Annotated in this window: 11 protein-coding genes; all 11 read right to left on the bottom strand. The window is 40.3% G+C overall.

Going from position 1 to position 17,300, the window contains the following annotated elements:
* Positions 1-40: 40 nt before the first annotated feature.
* The 11 genes from ODU55_RS03115 to ODU55_RS03065 all read right to left on the bottom strand — a co-directional run bounded on the left by ODU55_RS03115 (position 41) and on the right by ODU55_RS03065 (position 17,275).
* Entirely contained in the window at positions 41-6,856 is a 6,816-nt protein-coding gene (locus tag ODU55_RS03115) for a ZmpA/ZmpB/ZmpC family metallo-endopeptidase (RefSeq protein WP_398581837.1), read from the bottom strand.
* Positions 6,857-7,136: 280 nt separating this feature from the next.
* Positions 7,137-9,092: a fructose-specific PTS transporter subunit EIIC gene (locus tag ODU55_RS03110; protein ID WP_398581836.1), complete on the bottom strand. Its 1,956-nt coding sequence runs from the start codon at positions 9,090-9,092 to the stop codon at positions 7,137-7,139.
* On the bottom strand, positions 9,089-10,000 hold the full coding sequence (gene pfkB, locus ODU55_RS03105) for a 1-phosphofructokinase (protein WP_398581835.1): 912 nt from the start codon (positions 9,998-10,000) through the stop codon (positions 9,089-9,091). Before pfkB ends, ODU55_RS03110 begins: the two co-directional genes overlap by 4 nt.
* On the bottom strand, positions 9,997-10,746 hold the full coding sequence (locus ODU55_RS03100; RefSeq protein WP_398581834.1) for a DeoR/GlpR family DNA-binding transcription regulator: 750 nt from the start codon (positions 10,744-10,746) through the stop codon (positions 9,997-9,999). The genes pfkB and ODU55_RS03100 overlap by 4 nt, the downstream gene beginning before the upstream one ends.
* Positions 10,747-10,860: 114 nt before the next feature.
* Positions 10,861-11,928 carry a pyridoxal phosphate-dependent aminotransferase gene (locus ODU55_RS03095; protein ID WP_398581833.1) on the bottom strand — a complete coding sequence of 356 codons (1,068 nt, stop codon included), beginning with the start codon at positions 11,926-11,928 and terminating at the stop codon, positions 10,861-10,863.
* A 30-nt stretch (positions 11,929-11,958) separates the two neighbouring features.
* Positions 11,959-12,684, bottom strand: a complete 726-nt coding sequence (gene trmD / locus ODU55_RS03090; RefSeq protein ID WP_398581832.1) for a tRNA (guanosine(37)-N1)-methyltransferase TrmD — start codon at positions 12,682-12,684, stop codon at positions 11,959-11,961.
* Positions 12,674-13,192 carry a ribosome maturation factor RimM gene (gene rimM, locus ODU55_RS03085; RefSeq protein WP_024378675.1) on the bottom strand — a complete coding sequence of 173 codons (519 nt, stop codon included), beginning with the start codon at positions 13,190-13,192 and terminating at the stop codon, positions 12,674-12,676. The genes trmD and rimM overlap by 11 nt, the downstream gene beginning before the upstream one ends.
* 109 nt (positions 13,193-13,301) lie before the next feature.
* Complete coding sequence (locus tag ODU55_RS03080) at positions 13,302-14,324, bottom strand: DUF6287 domain-containing protein (RefSeq protein WP_105107050.1); 1,023 nt, start codon at positions 14,322-14,324, stop codon at positions 13,302-13,304.
* Positions 14,325-14,514: 190 nt separating this feature from the next.
* On the bottom strand, positions 14,515-14,781 hold the full coding sequence (locus ODU55_RS03075) for a hypothetical protein (RefSeq protein WP_398581831.1): 267 nt from the start codon (positions 14,779-14,781) through the stop codon (positions 14,515-14,517).
* Between the two features lie 702 nt (positions 14,782-15,483).
* On the bottom strand, positions 15,484-15,798 hold the full coding sequence (locus tag ODU55_RS03070; RefSeq protein WP_398581830.1) for a DUF5301 domain-containing protein: 315 nt from the start codon (positions 15,796-15,798) through the stop codon (positions 15,484-15,486).
* Positions 15,799-15,937: 139 nt separating this feature from the next.
* Positions 15,938-17,275 (bottom strand): MATE family efflux transporter, encoded by a 1,338-nt coding sequence (locus ODU55_RS03065; protein WP_398581829.1) that lies wholly within the window; start codon positions 17,273-17,275, stop codon positions 15,938-15,940.
* Positions 17,276-17,300 lie beyond the last annotated feature (25 nt).

The raw sequence follows: 17,300 nt of genomic DNA, 5'->3' as shown, positions 1-17,300 counted from the left end.
AAAAGAGCCAAGTAGACTAAAAAACATAACTAGATCTAGATCAGTCAGTAAATATCGAAGATGTGAAGCTATCTGTCAAACCGACATAGGCTTTCAAAATAGCATCTTTCAAACCTTGGCGATTAAATCCTATTTGACCATTCTGAGCTGCCTGATAATCTTTATCAACTGCCTCCGCCATCAGCCTGCTCAGCGTTTCAATATTATCTATTGTTTTAGTCTGACCATTGAAGCTAATCGTGATGGCTTTCAGTCTATCCTTCTTATCCCAGCGCTCCTTGTACATAGCTTTTTTGAAACTTGCATAGTCAGTATAGTGATTAGCAAATAGTTTTTCAAAAATAAACTGATCAGATAGTGGCTGACCTGCCGCCTCTGCTTCCGCTTTTAGCTTGTCTGTTGCATAAGGAATAAAGCCTTCTTCCCAACCTTTTGCTGCTAGAAGCTCCAAGGCCGTCTTACGGAATTGTAAACCACCAACAGTACCTTGATCATTTTGTAATCCTGCATAGATCGGATAATAGAGAGGTACGAAATAGTAGTTCTTCAAATTTTCACGCAAATAGTCTTGCTCTGGTAACAGTGATGTTTTGGCAACTAGGGAATGGTCAATGGCATCATTGATAGTCGCAATGTTCAAGTTAGCCAGTTCCTCATTACTCAATTTCCTGATACGGTCATGTGCATTTTGATAGCCAAGGGACTGACCGACAGTTGCTTCATTGGCTGGGACCAACTCTATCTTGTTAAAGAAGTGAGGATAAGCCTCTTTCCCCTTGGCAGCAATGGCTTGGATTTCGACTGCATCCAAGAGGTAGGTAACATCAAAGACACCTTTTAGATAGGTTTGCAAATCCTCTTTTGTTTTGAAACGACTACTTGAAACATTGTGTGGGGTATTTGGACTATGTTCATTCATGAAGTTAAATCCATAGTAATAAATACTCCCACCAGCTGATGACTGCAACAAGCCCATAGCATAGGATTCTGCATCTTGACCAGGACGACGCTTATGACCGTCCAATATGATGGTTTCATCATAGTTATGGATCAATTCATGGCTCATGGTCGAATCTCCTAAATCAGATAGCATATCTCGATTGGAGAATTTAACAAAGGTTTCTGTGTCTGAAAAGGCGCTATCAGTCGATTTTCTATGCCATTCATTCAAGGCACCTGCTAACTCCTGTACATAGCGGTATTCCTGGTCATACTTACCTGCCCAACGACGTTTATCATTCGGTTCTTCAAATGCATTTGAATCCTTGATCCAGTAACCATCCCAAATTTCAGTTGAGCGTTGGATAAACTTGTCTCTCAGATGAGAATCTGCCATCTGATACCACATATCCAAGAAGTCACCCAAGCGTTTGGCATGTTTTGGTATCAGACCTGTCTGTACCGACTGGACATGTTGGTAATACTGGTCAGGATTGGTCTTTTTCAAGGCTGTATCCACATATCTTCCATAACCACCAAAGGCTACTGTAGCCATAGAACTCAGGACAAAAATATCATCTTTTTCCTTGATATTCAGCAGTGGCAAATAGTATTTTTCATAGCGTGGAATACGTCCCAAATGGCTATATAGACTGGTGTCAATGCTCGAGTTTACATTTGATGGAATTTCATAAACAAAGGCATTGGTCGCTTCTTTGAACCACTTCCTTGAATCAACTTCTCCCAAGAATAATTTCTTATTGTATTCCAAGAAATCACGAACTGTTCCGAGTTGACCAGATAAATGCCCAAAGCGTTCCTTATGAATAGCTGCATTATTGGCAAGTGTTAATCTGTCAAAATACATATTTTCATAGCCATTTTGTGAAACATAATACTCATCCGTATCCTTGATTATCTTATCTGTAAAGGACTTCAACCAGTCAAGAGTATCAAGCTGACGACTATAAAAATCTGCATGATGGAGCACAATATTCTTGATGTTGGTATCTCCGTATGTAATACCGTATAGCCTATTGAGGTAGGCAAGTGCAAACATGATTTTTTCTTTGTCTGCCAAGAATTCTTTTTTAATGACATCCCTGACAGCCTTGCTTGTGGTATCAACCACCTGTCTATTTGCCAACAAACCTTTGATATGACCCCCGAGATTAGCTTTGACTTCTGCAAAGGATTCATCTAAATACAAGTCTTTTAGTTTGGCGTGCTTGTCTGCAGTTTTGATATGTAGGACCTCGGCCATCTTTTCGCTATAGAGTTCAACTTGAGAAAATTCTTGAATTAGGTCGTCGATTAGACTTGTTTCCAGAGATAGTAATTGTTCTGGTGTATAGAGGAGGTGATTGCCTAAACGATATTCCACAACCTTGGTGTTGCCATACTCTCCCTTAAACACTAGGGGTAGTATTTCTGAAGTTCCGTCCTCAAAATGGATCAGCAGTTTATTCAAGGAAGCATGTTGATCATAGAGATTTGTTACTATGCCATCCTCAGTCAAGGTAAGGACAGATCGGATAGGTTTGCTGTAGAGGTTGCTTGTTTCATCAATCAAGTTCCCATATTTAACAATCGTATTCCGATCATAGAATGGCAACAACTTAGCAGTGTTTTCATAGGCAGTTCTTCGTTCAGCCCGAGCATTTTGAACCTGGTTATAATCGATGGTCTGCACTAAATTCGACTGACCGTCGCTATTTTCCTGTCCTGTCGTGGTTGGCGTTGTTGGAATTCCCCATGCCTTGATTTTCTCTAGCACGGCTTCTTGAGAAAGGCTTGTAGACTGAATGGTAGGATTTGGTTGCCCTGCTGCATGACCTTCAACACTATAGAGATTGCTTATGGTGGACCATACTGTAGCAGATTGAGTTTGACCCGAAGCGATGATCCCGCCATTTGTGACAGATGCACCTGTTGCTATATTATTCAAGAAAGACATTCTAGCTAAGCCAACCACACCACCTGTATCAGCTGGGGCGCTAGCTTCTATTTTACCTGTAACATAGACATTTGTCATAATCGGTTGCTGAGTTAGCATTATCATCTCCGCTGTTACGCCACCGATTTTTTGTCCACGTCCACTTGCAGTTTTAGCATCAATCGCAACAGTAGCCCGCACCTTATCAATGGTTGAACTATTTAAAATCCCTGTAACACCACCCATATGATAAGATTCATGATTTGCTGTATTGCTCAGGTTGACATTAACAATGGAATTACTAATGGTCGTGCCGTTTATGGCATTATAGACAATGCCAGCAATATTTTGTTTGGCAGTAATATTTCCTAAAATAGAAACCTTATCGATGATAGACTTGTCTGATTTTTTAGCTAGAGCAGCTACTTCCGTTTGCTCGTTTGAAATCGCCACATCTTTTAGGGAGATATTTTCTACCCTAGCATTCTTGAGCGTGTTGAAAAGCGGTCTATCCAACTGCAAAATAGAATAAGTCTTGTGGTCACCCAGGCTCTTCAGACTACCAGTAAATTCTTTGGTAATGTAGGTGTCCGTTGAAACCGACTTATCAACTACCATATCCGCAGCTAGATAGTAGGTTCCACTAGGATTGTTATTGATGGCATCTACTAATTCACTAAATTTACTGTAGGCACCCTCTTGTAAAACGAGCTTATCAACTGTAAAGGTATGGTGTTCATCGAAACTATGATTGTTCTGATTAAATTTCACTAATTTTGGATGAATAATGCTCACCTTAATGCCATTGATATCATTCTCAAAGTTGTCGACAGGGAGGTAAATATCTTTATTGTTTACAGTAGCAATTTTAACAAGATAATTTTCTGTAGTAGTTGGAAGATTGCTCAAGGCTGTAACTCTTGTTTTTTCTCCACTTTCATCCACCTGATATAGCTCAATACTCTTGTAGTCTCGTAATTCCAGTAATTTATTTTCTAGTTCAAATTTTTCTGTAGGAAGTTCTTCTTCCGCATCATTACTGCCTAAATTATAGGCAAATCGTGTTTTAACTTTATATTCTGTGTTCAGTAGTAAATCAGTAAATCGAACCTTAGCCAGCTCTTCTTTAGTTAGAATTTCTTTTTCCGTGACTAATTCATCTCCCTTGTGTAGAGATACTATGGCCTTGACAAATGCTGAATCATTATCTGTCAAAGTATAGCTTAGTTCTACAGTCTTATCATCCACATTCTCTTTCAGCATTGCTACATCTAACTCTGGTTTGATTTTAGCAGGTTCTTCTGGCTGTTGTGGTGAATCAGATGAAGAAGCACTTGGGACGGTAGAGTCTGCTGGTTGATTAGGATTAGCTCCTTCTGATGTCGGAGTGACCGGTGTTTCTGAGTCATTTGGAGTGTCGAAAGCTGGTTCGCCTGACGTACTTGATTCAGTTGTTGAATCGGATTGGTCAGAAACAGGACTTTCTTCTGTAGTCGGAGATTCAGGAATATTTGATCCCGTTGAAGATGAAGATTGGCTCGACTCAGACTCTTTTTCCGGTGTTGAAGAAGCTGGAACTTCTGACTCCGCTGGGATTTCAGGTTGCTCTGATACAACTTCTTTCTCTGGCTGTTGTGGTGAATCAGATGAAGAATAACTTGGGACGGTAGAGTCTGCTGGTTGATTAGGATTAACTCCTTCTGATGTCGGAGTGACCGGTGTTTCTGAGTCATTTGGAGTGTCGAAAGCTGGTTCGCCTGACGTACTTGATTCAGGCGTTGAATCGGATTGGTCAGAAACAGGACTTTCTTCTGTAGTTGGAGATTCAGGAACATTTGATTCCGTTGAAGATGAAGATTGACCCGACTCAGATTCTTTTTCTGGTGTTGAAGAAGCTGGTACTTCTGACTCCGCTGGGATTTCAGGTTGCTCTGATACAACTTCTTTCTCTGGCTGTTGTGGTGAATCAGATGAAGAATCACTTGGGACGGTAGAGCCTACTGGTTGATTAGGATTAGCTCCTTCTGATGTCGGAGTGACCGGTGTTTCTGAGTCATTTGGAGTGTCTGAAGCTGGTTCGTCTGATGTACTTGATTCGGGCGTTGAACCAGATTGATTAGAAACAGGACTTTCTACTGTAGTTGGAGCTTCAGGAAAATTTGATTCTGTTGAAGATGAAGATTGACTTGACTCAGATTCTTTTTCCGGTGTTGAAGAGGCTGGTACTTCTGACTCCGCTGGGATTTCAGGTTGCTCTGATACAACTTCTTTCTCTGGCTGTTGTGGTGAATCAGATGAAGAATCACTTGGGACGGTAGAGTTTGCTGGTTGATTAGGATTAGCTCCTTCTGATGCCGAAGTAACTGGTGTTTCTGAGTCATTTGGAGTGTCGGAAGCTGGTTCGCCTGACGTACTTGATTCAGGCGTTGAATCGGATTGGTCAGAAACAGGACTTTCTTCTGTAGTCGGAGCTTCAGGAACATTTGATTCTGTTGAAGATGAAGATTGGCTCGACTCAGCTTCTTTTTCTGGTGTTGAAGAGGCTGGTACTTCTGACTCCGCTGGGATTTCAGGTTGCTCTGATACAACTTCTTTCTCTGGCTGTTGTGGTGAATCAGATGAAGAATCACTTGGGACGGTAGAGTCTGCTGGTTGATTAGGATTAGCTCCTTCTGATGTCGGAGTGACTGGTGTTTCTGAGTCATTTGGAGTATCGGAAGCTGGTTCGCCTGACGTACTTGATTCGGTTGTTGGACCAGATTGGTCAGAAACAGGACTTTCTTCTGTAGTCGGAGATTCAGGAACATTTGATTCCGTTGAAGATGAAGATTGGCTCGACTCAGACTCTTTTTCCGGTGTTAAAGAAGCTGGTTCGTCTGATGTACTTGATTCGGGCATTGAACCAGATTGATTAGAAGCAGGACTTTCTTCTGTAGTCGGAGATTCAGGAATATTTGATTCCGTTGAAGATGAAGATTGACTCGACTCAGATTCTTTTTCCGGTGTTGAAGAAGCTGGAACTTCTGACTCCGCTGGGATTTCAGGTTGCTCTGATACAACTTCTTTCTCTGGCTGTTGTGGTAAATCAGATGAAGAAGCACTTGGGACGGTAGAGTCTGCTGGTTGATTAGGATTAGCTCCTTCTGATGCCGAAGTAACTGGTGTTTCTGAGTCATTTGGAGTGTCGGAAGCTGATTCGCCTGACGTACTTGATTCAGGCGTTGAACCAGATTGATTAGAAGCAGGACTTTCTTCTGTAATTGGAGATTCAAGATTCTCTTCAATGCTAGTCGAACCAGTTTTTTCCAATCGTTTAACGGCTTCATCAACCAAGGTATTTGGTAATGTTAATTCACTCGACGACTTCTGTTCATCGATAACTGCTTCGGTTACTGTGACTGTCTCAGAATTAACATCCCCCTCTAAAATAAAACCTACAAATTCATGCTGATCTATAGAAATCACAGCTTGTGGTAAAACTTCCCCTACGGCAAGGGTAAATTGCTTATCGAAACCAGAGAGGCTACCTGTAGAAATTGCTGCCACCGAAAAACTACCTGTAGCAGTTAAAATAATCAAACTCCTCACAAGTCGCTTTTTCCTATCTTTTGTAAAGGATATACCAATAATCAATAACCCTAAGCCAATAAAGCTACTTGCAAAAGGCAAGGTACTTCCTGTTTGAGGTAAATTGACCTTTGGACGATAGACCATATAGTAAGTATGGGTATTCCCTACCTGCCTTGCTGGAATGGTCGCCTGAATTCGTGCTTTCTCATCCGATGTTAATTCTGAATAAAGAACATATTTATAGGAAATCTGTTCTCTTGCTATATTGGTCTGGGCAAGTACAGGCAATTCTGCACTAAAAACCTCGTTGGGTATAGTATATAAGAGCCCAGTCATACCAATGATAACAGAGGCAACACCTAGATTAAATTTACGAATTGAAAACTTAGTTTGTTTTTCTTTCCAAAACATATAAAGCTCCTTCGTTTGTTTCTTCTTTGTTATAAGTATAGCATATTTTTCTAAAAACCCATCTTTTTGTTATAAAAACATTTCGATAGATATTATTATTTAGAGTTACCTAATTCCTGACAGATGTATTCCCCAGCGCACCCGTTCATCTACCTTGAAACAAGATAGTAACAGAGTTCTATCCTCGGCTTCATTTCCATTTCCTATGCTATTTTTGATTTTCATTGAGTATCATTTCCAAAGCTATCAAAAACCTTGCCCGGAGACAAGGTTTTCATACTTATTTTGATTTACGAAGTGCTCCGTAAAGGACACCTGATACAACCGCACCGATCAAAACATAGGCGAGGTAAAGCAATGGATTAGATGTCAAAGCGATAACGAAGATACCACCGTGAGGAGCCATCAATTGGATGCCTGACAAACCAACCAAGGCACCTGCAAGGGCAGAACCAGCGATAAAGCTTGGGATTGCACGAGCTGGGTCGGCAGCACCAAACGGAATCGCACCTTCAGTGATGAATGAAAGACCCATAACGATGTTTGTCAAACCTGAGTTACGCTCTTCTTGTGTGAATTTGTCTTTGAAAAGAAGGGTTGCAACGAATACTGCCAACGGTGGAACCATACCGCCTGCCATAACTGCTGCCATGGCAACAGAACCACCATCTGCAACAGTTGCTGCAAGTGTACCTGTACCGAAGACATAAGCTGCCTTGTTGACTGGACCACCCATATCGACTGCCATCATACCACCGAGGACAAGGCCGAGGAGAATAGCAGAGCTACCTTCAAGACCTGCAAGGAAGTTGTTCATACCTGTGTTGATTGCTGCCATTGGGATGTTAACGAAGAACATCAAGAAACCAGTGATTGCTGTTCCCAAAAGTGGCAAGAGCAAGATAGCATTCAAACCTTGAAGTGACTTTGGAAGGTTGCGCAAAGCGTTGCGAAGAACGAGCACTACACCACCAGCAAGGAAACCACCAACAAGGGCACCCAAGAAACCAGATGATACACCTGCAAGAGCAAGCGTTTCTTCACCACCAGCTGCGTAAGGAATTTTACCGAACGCAAGACCGCTACTAGCGATTGCACCAGCTACGAAACCTGCAACCAAACCTGGTTTTTCAGCGATTGAGTAAGCAATGTAACCTGCAAGAAGTGGCAACATGAAGCCGAAGGCTGCTCCACCTATCTTCATGAATATAGCTGCGATTTCATGGTATGAACCAAGACTACCAAGGCTGTCTTGCGGCACACCTAGAGCTCCATCAAAGAGGAAGGCAAGGGCAATCAAGATACCGCCACCGATAACGAATGGCAACATTTGAGAAACACCACTCATCAAGTGTTTATAGAAAGCTTTACCGAGGCTTAGTTTTTCTGAAGATTCCACAGTAGCTGCTCCTTCTGTCGCTGTGTATGCAGAGGCTTTTCCGTCCAAGATGATGTTAATCAATTCTTCTGGTTGTTTGATACCAGCTGCAACTGGACGAGATACCAATGGTTTACCATTGAAACGAGGCATATCAACAGCCTTATCTGCTGCAATGATAACACCTGCCGCATTCTTGATGTCTTCAGCAGTTAGTTTGTTTCCAACACCTGAAGCACCGTTGGTTTCAACCTTGATGTCAACACCCATCTCAGCTGCTTGTTTCTTAAGAGCTTCTTCTGCCATGTAAGTGTGGGCAATACCTGTTGTACATGCTGTAACAGCAACGATAAATGGACGGTCACCACTTGGTGATGCAACCACTTCTTCAACTGCCTTATCTGCGGCTTCAGCTGTATCGAAGACTGCAATCACTTCGTCAGGATTTGTTGCCGCACGAAGTCTATCAGCAAATCCAGCTTTCATCAAGTATTTAGACAATTCCGCAAGGGCAGCCAAGTGTGTATCGTTAGCACCTTCTGGAGCTGCAATCATGAAGAACAAGTCTGTTGGTTGACCGTCAAGACTTGCGTAGTCAACACCCTTGTTTGATTTTGCAAAGAGAACAGTCGCTTCTTTGACAGCAGCATTCTTAGCATGTGGCATTGCGATACCGTCACCAAGACCTGTTGTCGTTTGTGCTTCACGGTTCATAATACCTGTTTTGAATACATCAAAATCAGTCACATACCCCTTGTCAACCAAGCTAGTAATCATTTCATCGATAACAGCTTCCTTGCTTGTCGCTTGCAAATCAAGCAACATGACATCTTTTCTCAAAACGTCTTGAATTTTCATAGTGTTTCTACCTCAACTTTTTCATAAGTTTCCTTAATAAATTCGATACTTGCCAAATCATCTGAAAAGGCTGTTGCCGTACCGCAAGCAACTCCCCATTTTAGGGCTTCAATAGGGTCTTGTGAGCGAACGTATTCGCCAGTAAATCCTGCCACCATGGAATCTCCAGCTCCGACAGAATTTTTCACCGTCCCCTTGATTGGTTTAGCAAAGTAAGTAGCTGTTGGAGTGACCAACAAGGCTCCGTCACCTGCCATAGAAATGATAACATTCTGTGCTCCCATATCTAAGATTTTCTTAGCATAGGTCTCGATGTCTGCAATGCCATTCAACTCAACATTGAAGATTGCTTCAAGTTCATGGTTGTTTGGCTTGACCAAGAGTGGTTGGTGAGCAAGTGAATCCAGAAGTGTCTGACCTTCAAAGTCACAGACAACTTGCGCTCCTGCTTTTTTCGCCACTGGAATCAGTCTGTTATAAACTTCATTTCCAATACTTGCTGGTGCAGAACCTGCAAAAACAACGGTGTCTTCTTTGGTCAATCCTGCTAAGACCATTTCTAATTCGGCCAACTGTGTATCTGTCACAATCGGACCCAAACCGTTGATTTCTGTTTCTTGGTCAGCTTTGATTTTCACGTTAATACGTGTATCTTGATCAACCTGAACAAAATCAGTATCAATTCCTTCGGCAATCAATCCATCTTTGATGAACTGACCTGTGAATCCCCCAAGGAAACCCGTTGCTGTATTCGGATAGCCCAAGCGCTTCAAAACACGGCTAACGTTAATTCCCTTACCACCGGCATACTTATCGTCGCTCTCCATACGATTGACACTGCCCGTCTCGACATGTTCTAAACGAACGATATAGTCAATCGCTGGATTGAGCGTAACTGTATAAATCATACCTCGATTACCCTCGTTTTCTCTTTTATGATGTCCAACAAACTGCTCTCCGAAGATTGACATATAATGTTGGCTTTTTCGATTGCTGCAACTTTGGCAAAGGAGAATTGACCGATTTTTGACGCATCTGCTAAAACAAAGCTTTCTTTTGCATTGTCTATGATGGTACGTTTGATGGTCGCTTCTTCGATATCTGGCGTTGTAAAGTAATTTTTATCCACACCATTCATCCCCAGAAATGCCTTATCAAAATTGAGCTGTCGAATTTGTTCCAATGCCATCGCACCAACAGAGGCATCAGTTGACTGCTTGACAATACCACCAATGATGATGGTCTTTACCTTGCGTTCAACTAACTTTACCGCATGATGGATAGAGTTGGTCACGACTGTCAGATTTTCCTGTTGAAGATAATCAATCAGTACCCCTGTGGTTGTGCCTGCATCTAAGAAAATCACATCTCCGTCCAAAATCAGTTGAGCTGCTCGTTCAGCAATCTCTCTTTTTTCTTGAACGTTTTTGACAGATTTTTCTAGAATAGACTCTTCCAGTTGCAAATTGGCGGGTGCTTCTGCTCCACCATGCACTCTTCGAAGTTTGCCTTCATTTTCTAGTTCATCTAAATCCCTACGAACAGTAGATTCAGACGTTGCTAGAATCTCAACTAACTCTTCCAATCGGACGAATTGCTGAGCCTGAATGCGTTCTAAAATGACTTGTTTGCGTTCTGATTTGAGAATATTCAACACCTCCTGCAATCGTTTACAAAATACATTATACACTAAAAAATATCATTGTCAATCATTTTCTAGCAAAATCTTTCAAAAAATGTCAATTTTCTTCGAAAAAAGAACAATCTCTTATGAAATTGTTCCATTTTCTATCACTGTTGTGATCATCTCTTTAACCATAACCATCTCTTCTGGTCTTCCGATAGATAAGCGAATATAGCCTGCCAATTTACCCGTTGGATAGTATTTGAAATTCCAATCCTGTGCCAAGGCTTGCAGATAAAATTCTTCTGTCCACGGTGCTTTAAACGTTACAAAACTAGCCTGACTAGGTAGAACTTGACAGTTATCTAACCCTTGCAAGAATAAGATCATTTCTTCTCGCAAATTCTGAATTACTCCCACTGTTTCTAAAACTTTGTCTGAATAATTCAATGCAACGGCTGCCATTTTCGCAGTCAAGTTTGACAAGCTGAATGGCGGAATGACCTTGTCCAATTCATAAATTAACTCTTCGCTTCCTACCGCAAAGCCAACTCGTAAACCTGCTAGACCGAAGGCCTTTGATAAAGTCCGTAAAACTAAAACATTGTCAAATTGTTGCAGACGACTGATGAAGCTTTCAACATTTGCAAATTCAATATACGCCTCATCTACAACGAGTAGCCCTTTAAAAGAAATAGCCAATTTCTCCAAATCTTCTAGTGAATAAGCTACTGAAGAAGGATTGTTAGGATTGGAGAGCATGATTATCTTTGCCTTCAACTCCTCTGCACGCGCCAACAGGCTCTCCACAGGCAAAACCAAGGTTCCATCTTTTTCAACCAGGTCAACGGCTTCAAACTGGCTACCATGCATGTGATTATAGGTTTCATACATGAAAAAGTCTGGATTAACAGTCAAAAAAGTATCATCTTTTTCCATAAAGGTGGACACAATCATGTGAATAAGGTGATCAGAGCCCACACCTACCGTCACTTGTTTGGGATTCACTCCAAGATAGGCCGCATATTTCTCAATCAGTTCGGAGTAAGTGTTATCACCGTAATAACTCAACTGGCTTACTTCCAAGCTCTCCAAGGTTTTTTGTGGCAAGAATGACCAGTCGATTATGCGATTTTCATTGTTACCTAGGTCAAATTTGGCAATTCTTCCTAATTTGTATGGCTTATAATCATCAAATACTTTGCGTTTCATCATTTCTCCTTCTAGCAAGAAAAACACAGTCTAATCAACTGTGTCTTCTGCTTTGATTTTTTCAAAAATTGCTAATTCTTCAGCTGTAAAATTGTAGTTTTCTAACAAGTCTGGACGACGTTGGTAGGTTTTGCGTAGACTTTCTTCCAAACGCCATTTACGAATATTTTCATGGTGACCGCTCATGAGAACATCTGGTACAACCATACCCCGATATTCATAGGGACGCGTGTATTGCGGATACTCCAATAGTCCAGATGAAAAACTATCATCCGTATGGCTTGCTTCCTTGCCAATAACCTCTGGAATCAGGCGAACGGTAGCATCAATCATAGTCATGGCTGCCAACTCTCCACCTGTCAGAACATAGTCCCCGAGAGAAATCTCATCTGTCACCAAGGTCTTAATCCGCTCATCATAGCCCTCGTAATGACCACAGATAAAAATCAACTGGTCTTCCTGAGCTAATTCTTCAGCATAGGATTGGTTAAACGTTTTACCAGCAGGATCCAGCAAGATAACACGTGGCTTGGTTTGCTCAATGCTATCCATGGTATCAAAAATTGGCTGGGCACGGAGTAGCATTCCTTGGCCACCACCGTATGGCTCATCGTCCACATGGCGAGCTTTTTCAGCTTTTTCACGAAAATTGTGGTAGTTGATTTCTAATAGCCCTTTTTCACGCGCCTTGCCCACGATAGAATGTTCAAGTGGGGCAAACATCTCAGGGAAGAGGGTCAAAATATCAATTCTCATCGTCTAAGCCCTCGAGCAATTCCACATCGACACGATTATTTGGAATATCAATGTTCAAGACAACAGGTGGAATATATGGCAAGAGCAGGTCTTTCTTACCTTTGCGTTTCACCACCCAGACATCATTGGCACCTGGTTGCAAGATTTCCTTGATTTGTCCGATCAACTGGTCATTTTCATAGACATCCAGGCCGATAATTTCATGGTAATAAAACTCACCGTCTTCGAGATCGGTCAAGTTTTCCTCGGCAATTTTCAAACTAAAGCCCTTGTACTTTTCAATATCGTTGATATGGTACATGCCCTTAAATTTGATAATATCAAAGTTCTTAGCCTTACGGTGACTAGCAATTTCCACTTCCATGACAAACTGGTCTTTATCATTAAACAAGGCCAATTTTGCCCCTTTTTTGAAGCGTTCTTCTGCAAAATCGGTCACAGATAAAACACGCATTTCTCCTTGTAAGCCTTGGGTATTAACAATCTTTCCTACGTTAAAATAATTCATAATTTCTCCATTTGATTTTCTATCCTTTTATTTTAACACGACGAAGGTATTTTCTCAATATCGAAACAAAAAAGCAGGAAAAAATCAATCCTACTTTTTAAATATTTCTCTATTGTTTATAATAGACTTCATTCACAAATTCTTCTGCTGATGGAAGAGCTTGACTTATAAATAATCTAACTCTTGAAATATCACTCAAATCAGTTTCACCTGTATTTGGAAACTCAAATGCAACACCTGAAGGAATTACTCTAAAGACTGCACCATGCATTCCAAAATGATAGCCTCCAATTCCAATTCCATTAGCATCTATTTCTTTAAGTTCTATTTTGGCATCTACTTCATTTGTGACATTACCTAATGAATCAATGCTTAATGTTTTACCATTTGCGTTTGACCATGTTCCTGCAATACTTGAGAAGTCGCCCGCCAATAATCCCTGCAAATTAATTGTAGTCGCAGATGTATGTTCTTGCACAGGTGTACCTTTTTCAAATTTTAGCCATGAAAGTGCGCTTAAATCTACAACTGCTGCAGACGAAGGATTGGTTGCTCCTTCTGCCTGTAAGGAAAGTTGACCTACAGCAGAGTCATATCTATAGTTTTTAAAACTACCAGCGGATTCTAAAGAGTAACTTCCGTCTTCAAGTGGCCATAACGTCACTTTTTCACCAATCTCTGGACCTTGCTGACGGAACTGATCAACCAGTCTTATCAATTGTCCGTCATTTCCTACAGTATAAAGGTCAATTAGAACAAATTGAGAATTTGTTGATAGGGCAACTGCTAATTCATCTACTCCATCTTTATCAAAGTCGTTTTGTATATAATATGCTCCAGTATAAACAGTTGGATATTGTTTAAGTCCATAAAGTAGACTACTCACTTCTTCACGATTTAAGGCTGAAAGTTCCAATCCCAAACTAGCTTGATACCGGTCGATAACCTTTTGATAGCTAGAATAATCCACATCTACCATCTTCGTTTCCGACTGACTTGAAGTTGTTGATGTAGTTGAACTCGATGTAGCTTGTGAACTAGATTGGCTACTTGCAGCTGTCTCCTGCTTCACTTCACCCGACTTACAAGCAGTCAAAAGCACAACTGATAAAAGTAATATTATTTTCTTCATTCTTTTATAGTCTCCTAAAATTTAGTGGTTCGTCTACCTACTTAGAGAATCCACATCATCTATTTTATAACAATAAACATATTTGTCAAGGTATCTGATTGGTACACAAACCAATAAATTACTAACATATTTTTTCTACTGGTGTACTTCCAGCGAGAATTAATATACTTATATTTTCATTTCGTGCTATTCAATGTGCATATTTTCTTGCAGCTTCTTGGCTTAAAAACACATGGGCTTGAATATAGTCATAAACTATGTTGTAGATATCATTAAAACTATCAATAGTACCAACAAAACTCTGTTTCTCGTTTATCAAGTCATAAATTGTTATTCTATATTTTAATTGCTCTTCTGCCCATCTCTTCTCCTCATGTGATTTTTTCATTTTAGGGAAAACAAAAAATCTAAAATATATGGCACTACCAAGTAATAAATAAAATAATATTTCAGTCAATTTAGCATCTCCTACAATTTTTTGAAACTTTCATATTGTTCCTGAATTGCTTCTTTATATTTTTTTTATTGTCTTAGTATGGGTAAATACTGATGAGTAAACCTGATAATAAACTAAGTAATAACGTGAAACAAATAGAAAAAGATATACAAATGCGACTGTTTTTACATTCTCAGTGTAATCCCTAGAAATGTTATTTTCATGGATTGTATAATGTTGTTCTCGTGCTAAACTATCTGCAGCTGCATTTTTATACCGTCTTTACTAAAAACCGAGCGACAATATTTAAATATTTTCATTTTATTGTATGGGAATTTAAAAAGTTGGTAGTCTGAGTACCAGAAGAATGTATAAACTGAGAGCATTGAGTAAACAAAAAACAATATCGTCCAAATTTTAATGCCTCCAAAAAGAAAACATATTAATTCAAAAAAATGATTCCAGTAAAACACATCACCAAATTAGTATTTCAACGGTATCTTTGGTGTATCAAAATAATTTTTGAAAAATGTTGTAATTTTTTCCATAAAAAGTCTCCAAAATTTGTAGTAGATAGATTAGCATTTCCTTGTAAAGCTCCTCCTTTAGCGCATATTTTTCACACAGTGCTATCTATCTCTTATATTGTCCTCTCATGCATATTTTTTCAAAGCAAATGTTAAAAAATTAGAATTTTAAAAAGCCGGATTGCTCCGACTTCTTCTAGTCTATTAACTCAGACAGGGACTTCTTGGTTCTGACTATTCGCTCATAAGGAAATTCCAGATAGGTTTTGCCATTTTTCTCATAGAGATAGGCAATCTTCTTATGAGGCTGAAAGGTCAGTTGATAATAATTTTCTACACCGACTGGCTGGTCTTGATTGCTGGTATTGTCGAAGAAATAGGGATAAATTTGGGCAAGCTCTGTCAGAAAATCTTCTGCTCCGCTACCTTCTAAAGATTGTATCTCTTCCCCATCCTGATTACTGATTAAAATCTGGTCAGAATGAGGAAGTCTAATTTCTGTTTTCCTCATGTGAAGATAACCAAACAACAAGCAGATACAAGATAGTATTAACCAGATTAACCACTTCTTTTTCATGATGAAAAGACCTTACCTTTTTGAGTAAATTCTATCAAGCACAGAAAAATATGTCAAGAGAAAAATCAAACATTTAGTGAAGACGAGCTATTTTGATCAAGCGCAAATTAAGAGCTATTCCGCAGACAAAAATCCCTGAAATAAGACCAATCCAATAGGCTTCTGGACCCATTTGGAAAAATCTTTCAAGCAAGAATGCGACGGGGAAAGTCATGGACCAATAGGCAACTAAACCAAGTACAAAGGGAACAGTCGTATCCTTGTAACCACGTAATATCCCCTGAATAGGTGCTGTAAAGGCATCTGCTAACTGGAACATGAGGGCAAAGCTAAGAAAATGCGAGGTCAGACGGATAAATTCTGCGTCATTACCATAAAGGTAGGCAACTTTGGAGCGGAAAAAATATAGGAAAGTGAGTGTTAAGCCTGCAAAACCAAGTGCCACCAGGCGTCCTAGACGGCTGTAGGCTTTCACATCTTGTGGTCGTTTAGCCCCTACTTCATAAGCAATGACAATAGCTAGGGCTGAAGAAACTGAGGCAGGAAAGGCATATAATAATGTCGCAAAGTTCATAGCTGACTGGTGGGCTGCTATAATCTGGGCTGAAAATTTTGCCATGTAGAGCCCTACTACTGCAAAAATTGCAACTTCTGCAAAGACTTGTAAACCGATGGGAAGCCCGATTTTCAGTCCTTCTTTCAGTAAAGTCCCATCAATCGGACTCCACCGCCAAATCTGATAAGATGCAATGGTCTTATTTTTGCACATGACAATGACGATTACTAGTAGTACCGCCCAGTAAGCTAAAGCAGTACCCAATCCAGCTCCAGCTCCGCCTAGGGCCGGGAGGCCCATTTTCCCATAAATCAAGAGATAGTTAAAGAGGCTGTTAAAGGGAACCAGGAGCAGCATGAGGTACATGGAGAGGTGGGTCAAGCCCAAGGCGTCGAAAAAAGAGCGACAGACACTAAAGAGTAAGAGAGGCAGGATGCCAATGGAAATAAAATAGAGGTACTGCCTACCAACTTGAAAAACAGATTCATCAAGTCCAAACTGAGCCAAGGAGGGCACAGCGATAAATAGGACCGAGCACAGGAGTAAAATGGTTAATCCGATGGCTAGATAGACAAACTGATGAAACTCCTGTCGGATTTTCGTCTTCTCTCCTTGTCCTAGATATTGAGCAATGATTGGGACCAATGCAGATACAATCCCTGTTAGAAATGAAAAAAGCGGATTCCAAAGACTTGTTGCCATGGACACACCTGCCAAATCCATAGTACTAAACTGACCAGTCATCATGGTATCGATAAAGGATGCGGAGTAATTAGCGAACTGATAAATTAATATAGGTAAAAAAATCTTAATAAAAAGCCAGAGCTTTTCTTTGTTATTTCTTGTTTGGTACATACTTATTCTCTTTCAATTTTATATA

This window comes from Streptococcus sp. 2022WUSS037, assembly GCF_044427225.1.
Classification (GTDB): Bacteria; Bacillota; Bacilli; order Lactobacillales; family Streptococcaceae; genus Streptococcus.
This window is presented reverse-complemented; position numbering and strand designations above follow the sequence as displayed.

What these genes read in the sequence shown, in the direction of transcription:
- trmD (WP_398581832.1), bottom strand. Translation starts at nt 12,684, where the DNA reads ATGAGAATTGATATTTTGACCCTCTTCCCTGAGATGTTTGCCCCACTT.
- rimM (WP_024378675.1), bottom strand. Translation starts at nt 13,192, where the DNA reads ATGAATTATTTTAACGTAGGAAAGATTGTTAATACCCAAGGCTTACAA.
- ODU55_RS03080 (WP_105107050.1), bottom strand. Translation starts at nt 14,324, where the DNA reads ATGAAGAAAATAATATTACTTTTATCAGTTGTGCTTTTGACTGCTTGT.
- ODU55_RS03115 (WP_398581837.1), bottom strand. Translation starts at nt 6,856, where the DNA reads ATGTTTTGGAAAGAAAAACAAACTAAGTTTTCAATTCGTAAATTTAAT.
- ODU55_RS03095 (WP_398581833.1), bottom strand. Translation starts at nt 11,928, where the DNA reads ATGAAACGCAAAGTATTTGATGATTATAAGCCATACAAATTAGGAAGA.
- pfkB (WP_398581835.1), bottom strand. Translation starts at nt 10,000, where the DNA reads ATGATTTATACAGTTACGCTCAATCCAGCGATTGACTATATCGTTCGT.
- ODU55_RS03065 (WP_398581829.1), bottom strand. Translation starts at nt 17,275, where the DNA reads ATGTACCAAACAAGAAATAACAAAGAAAAGCTCTGGCTTTTTATTAAG.
- ODU55_RS03070 (WP_398581830.1), bottom strand. Translation starts at nt 15,798, where the DNA reads ATGAGGAAAACAGAAATTAGACTTCCTCATTCTGACCAGATTTTAATC.
- ODU55_RS03110 (WP_398581836.1), bottom strand. Translation starts at nt 9,092, where the DNA reads ATGAAAATTCAAGACGTTTTGAGAAAAGATGTCATGTTGCTTGATTTG.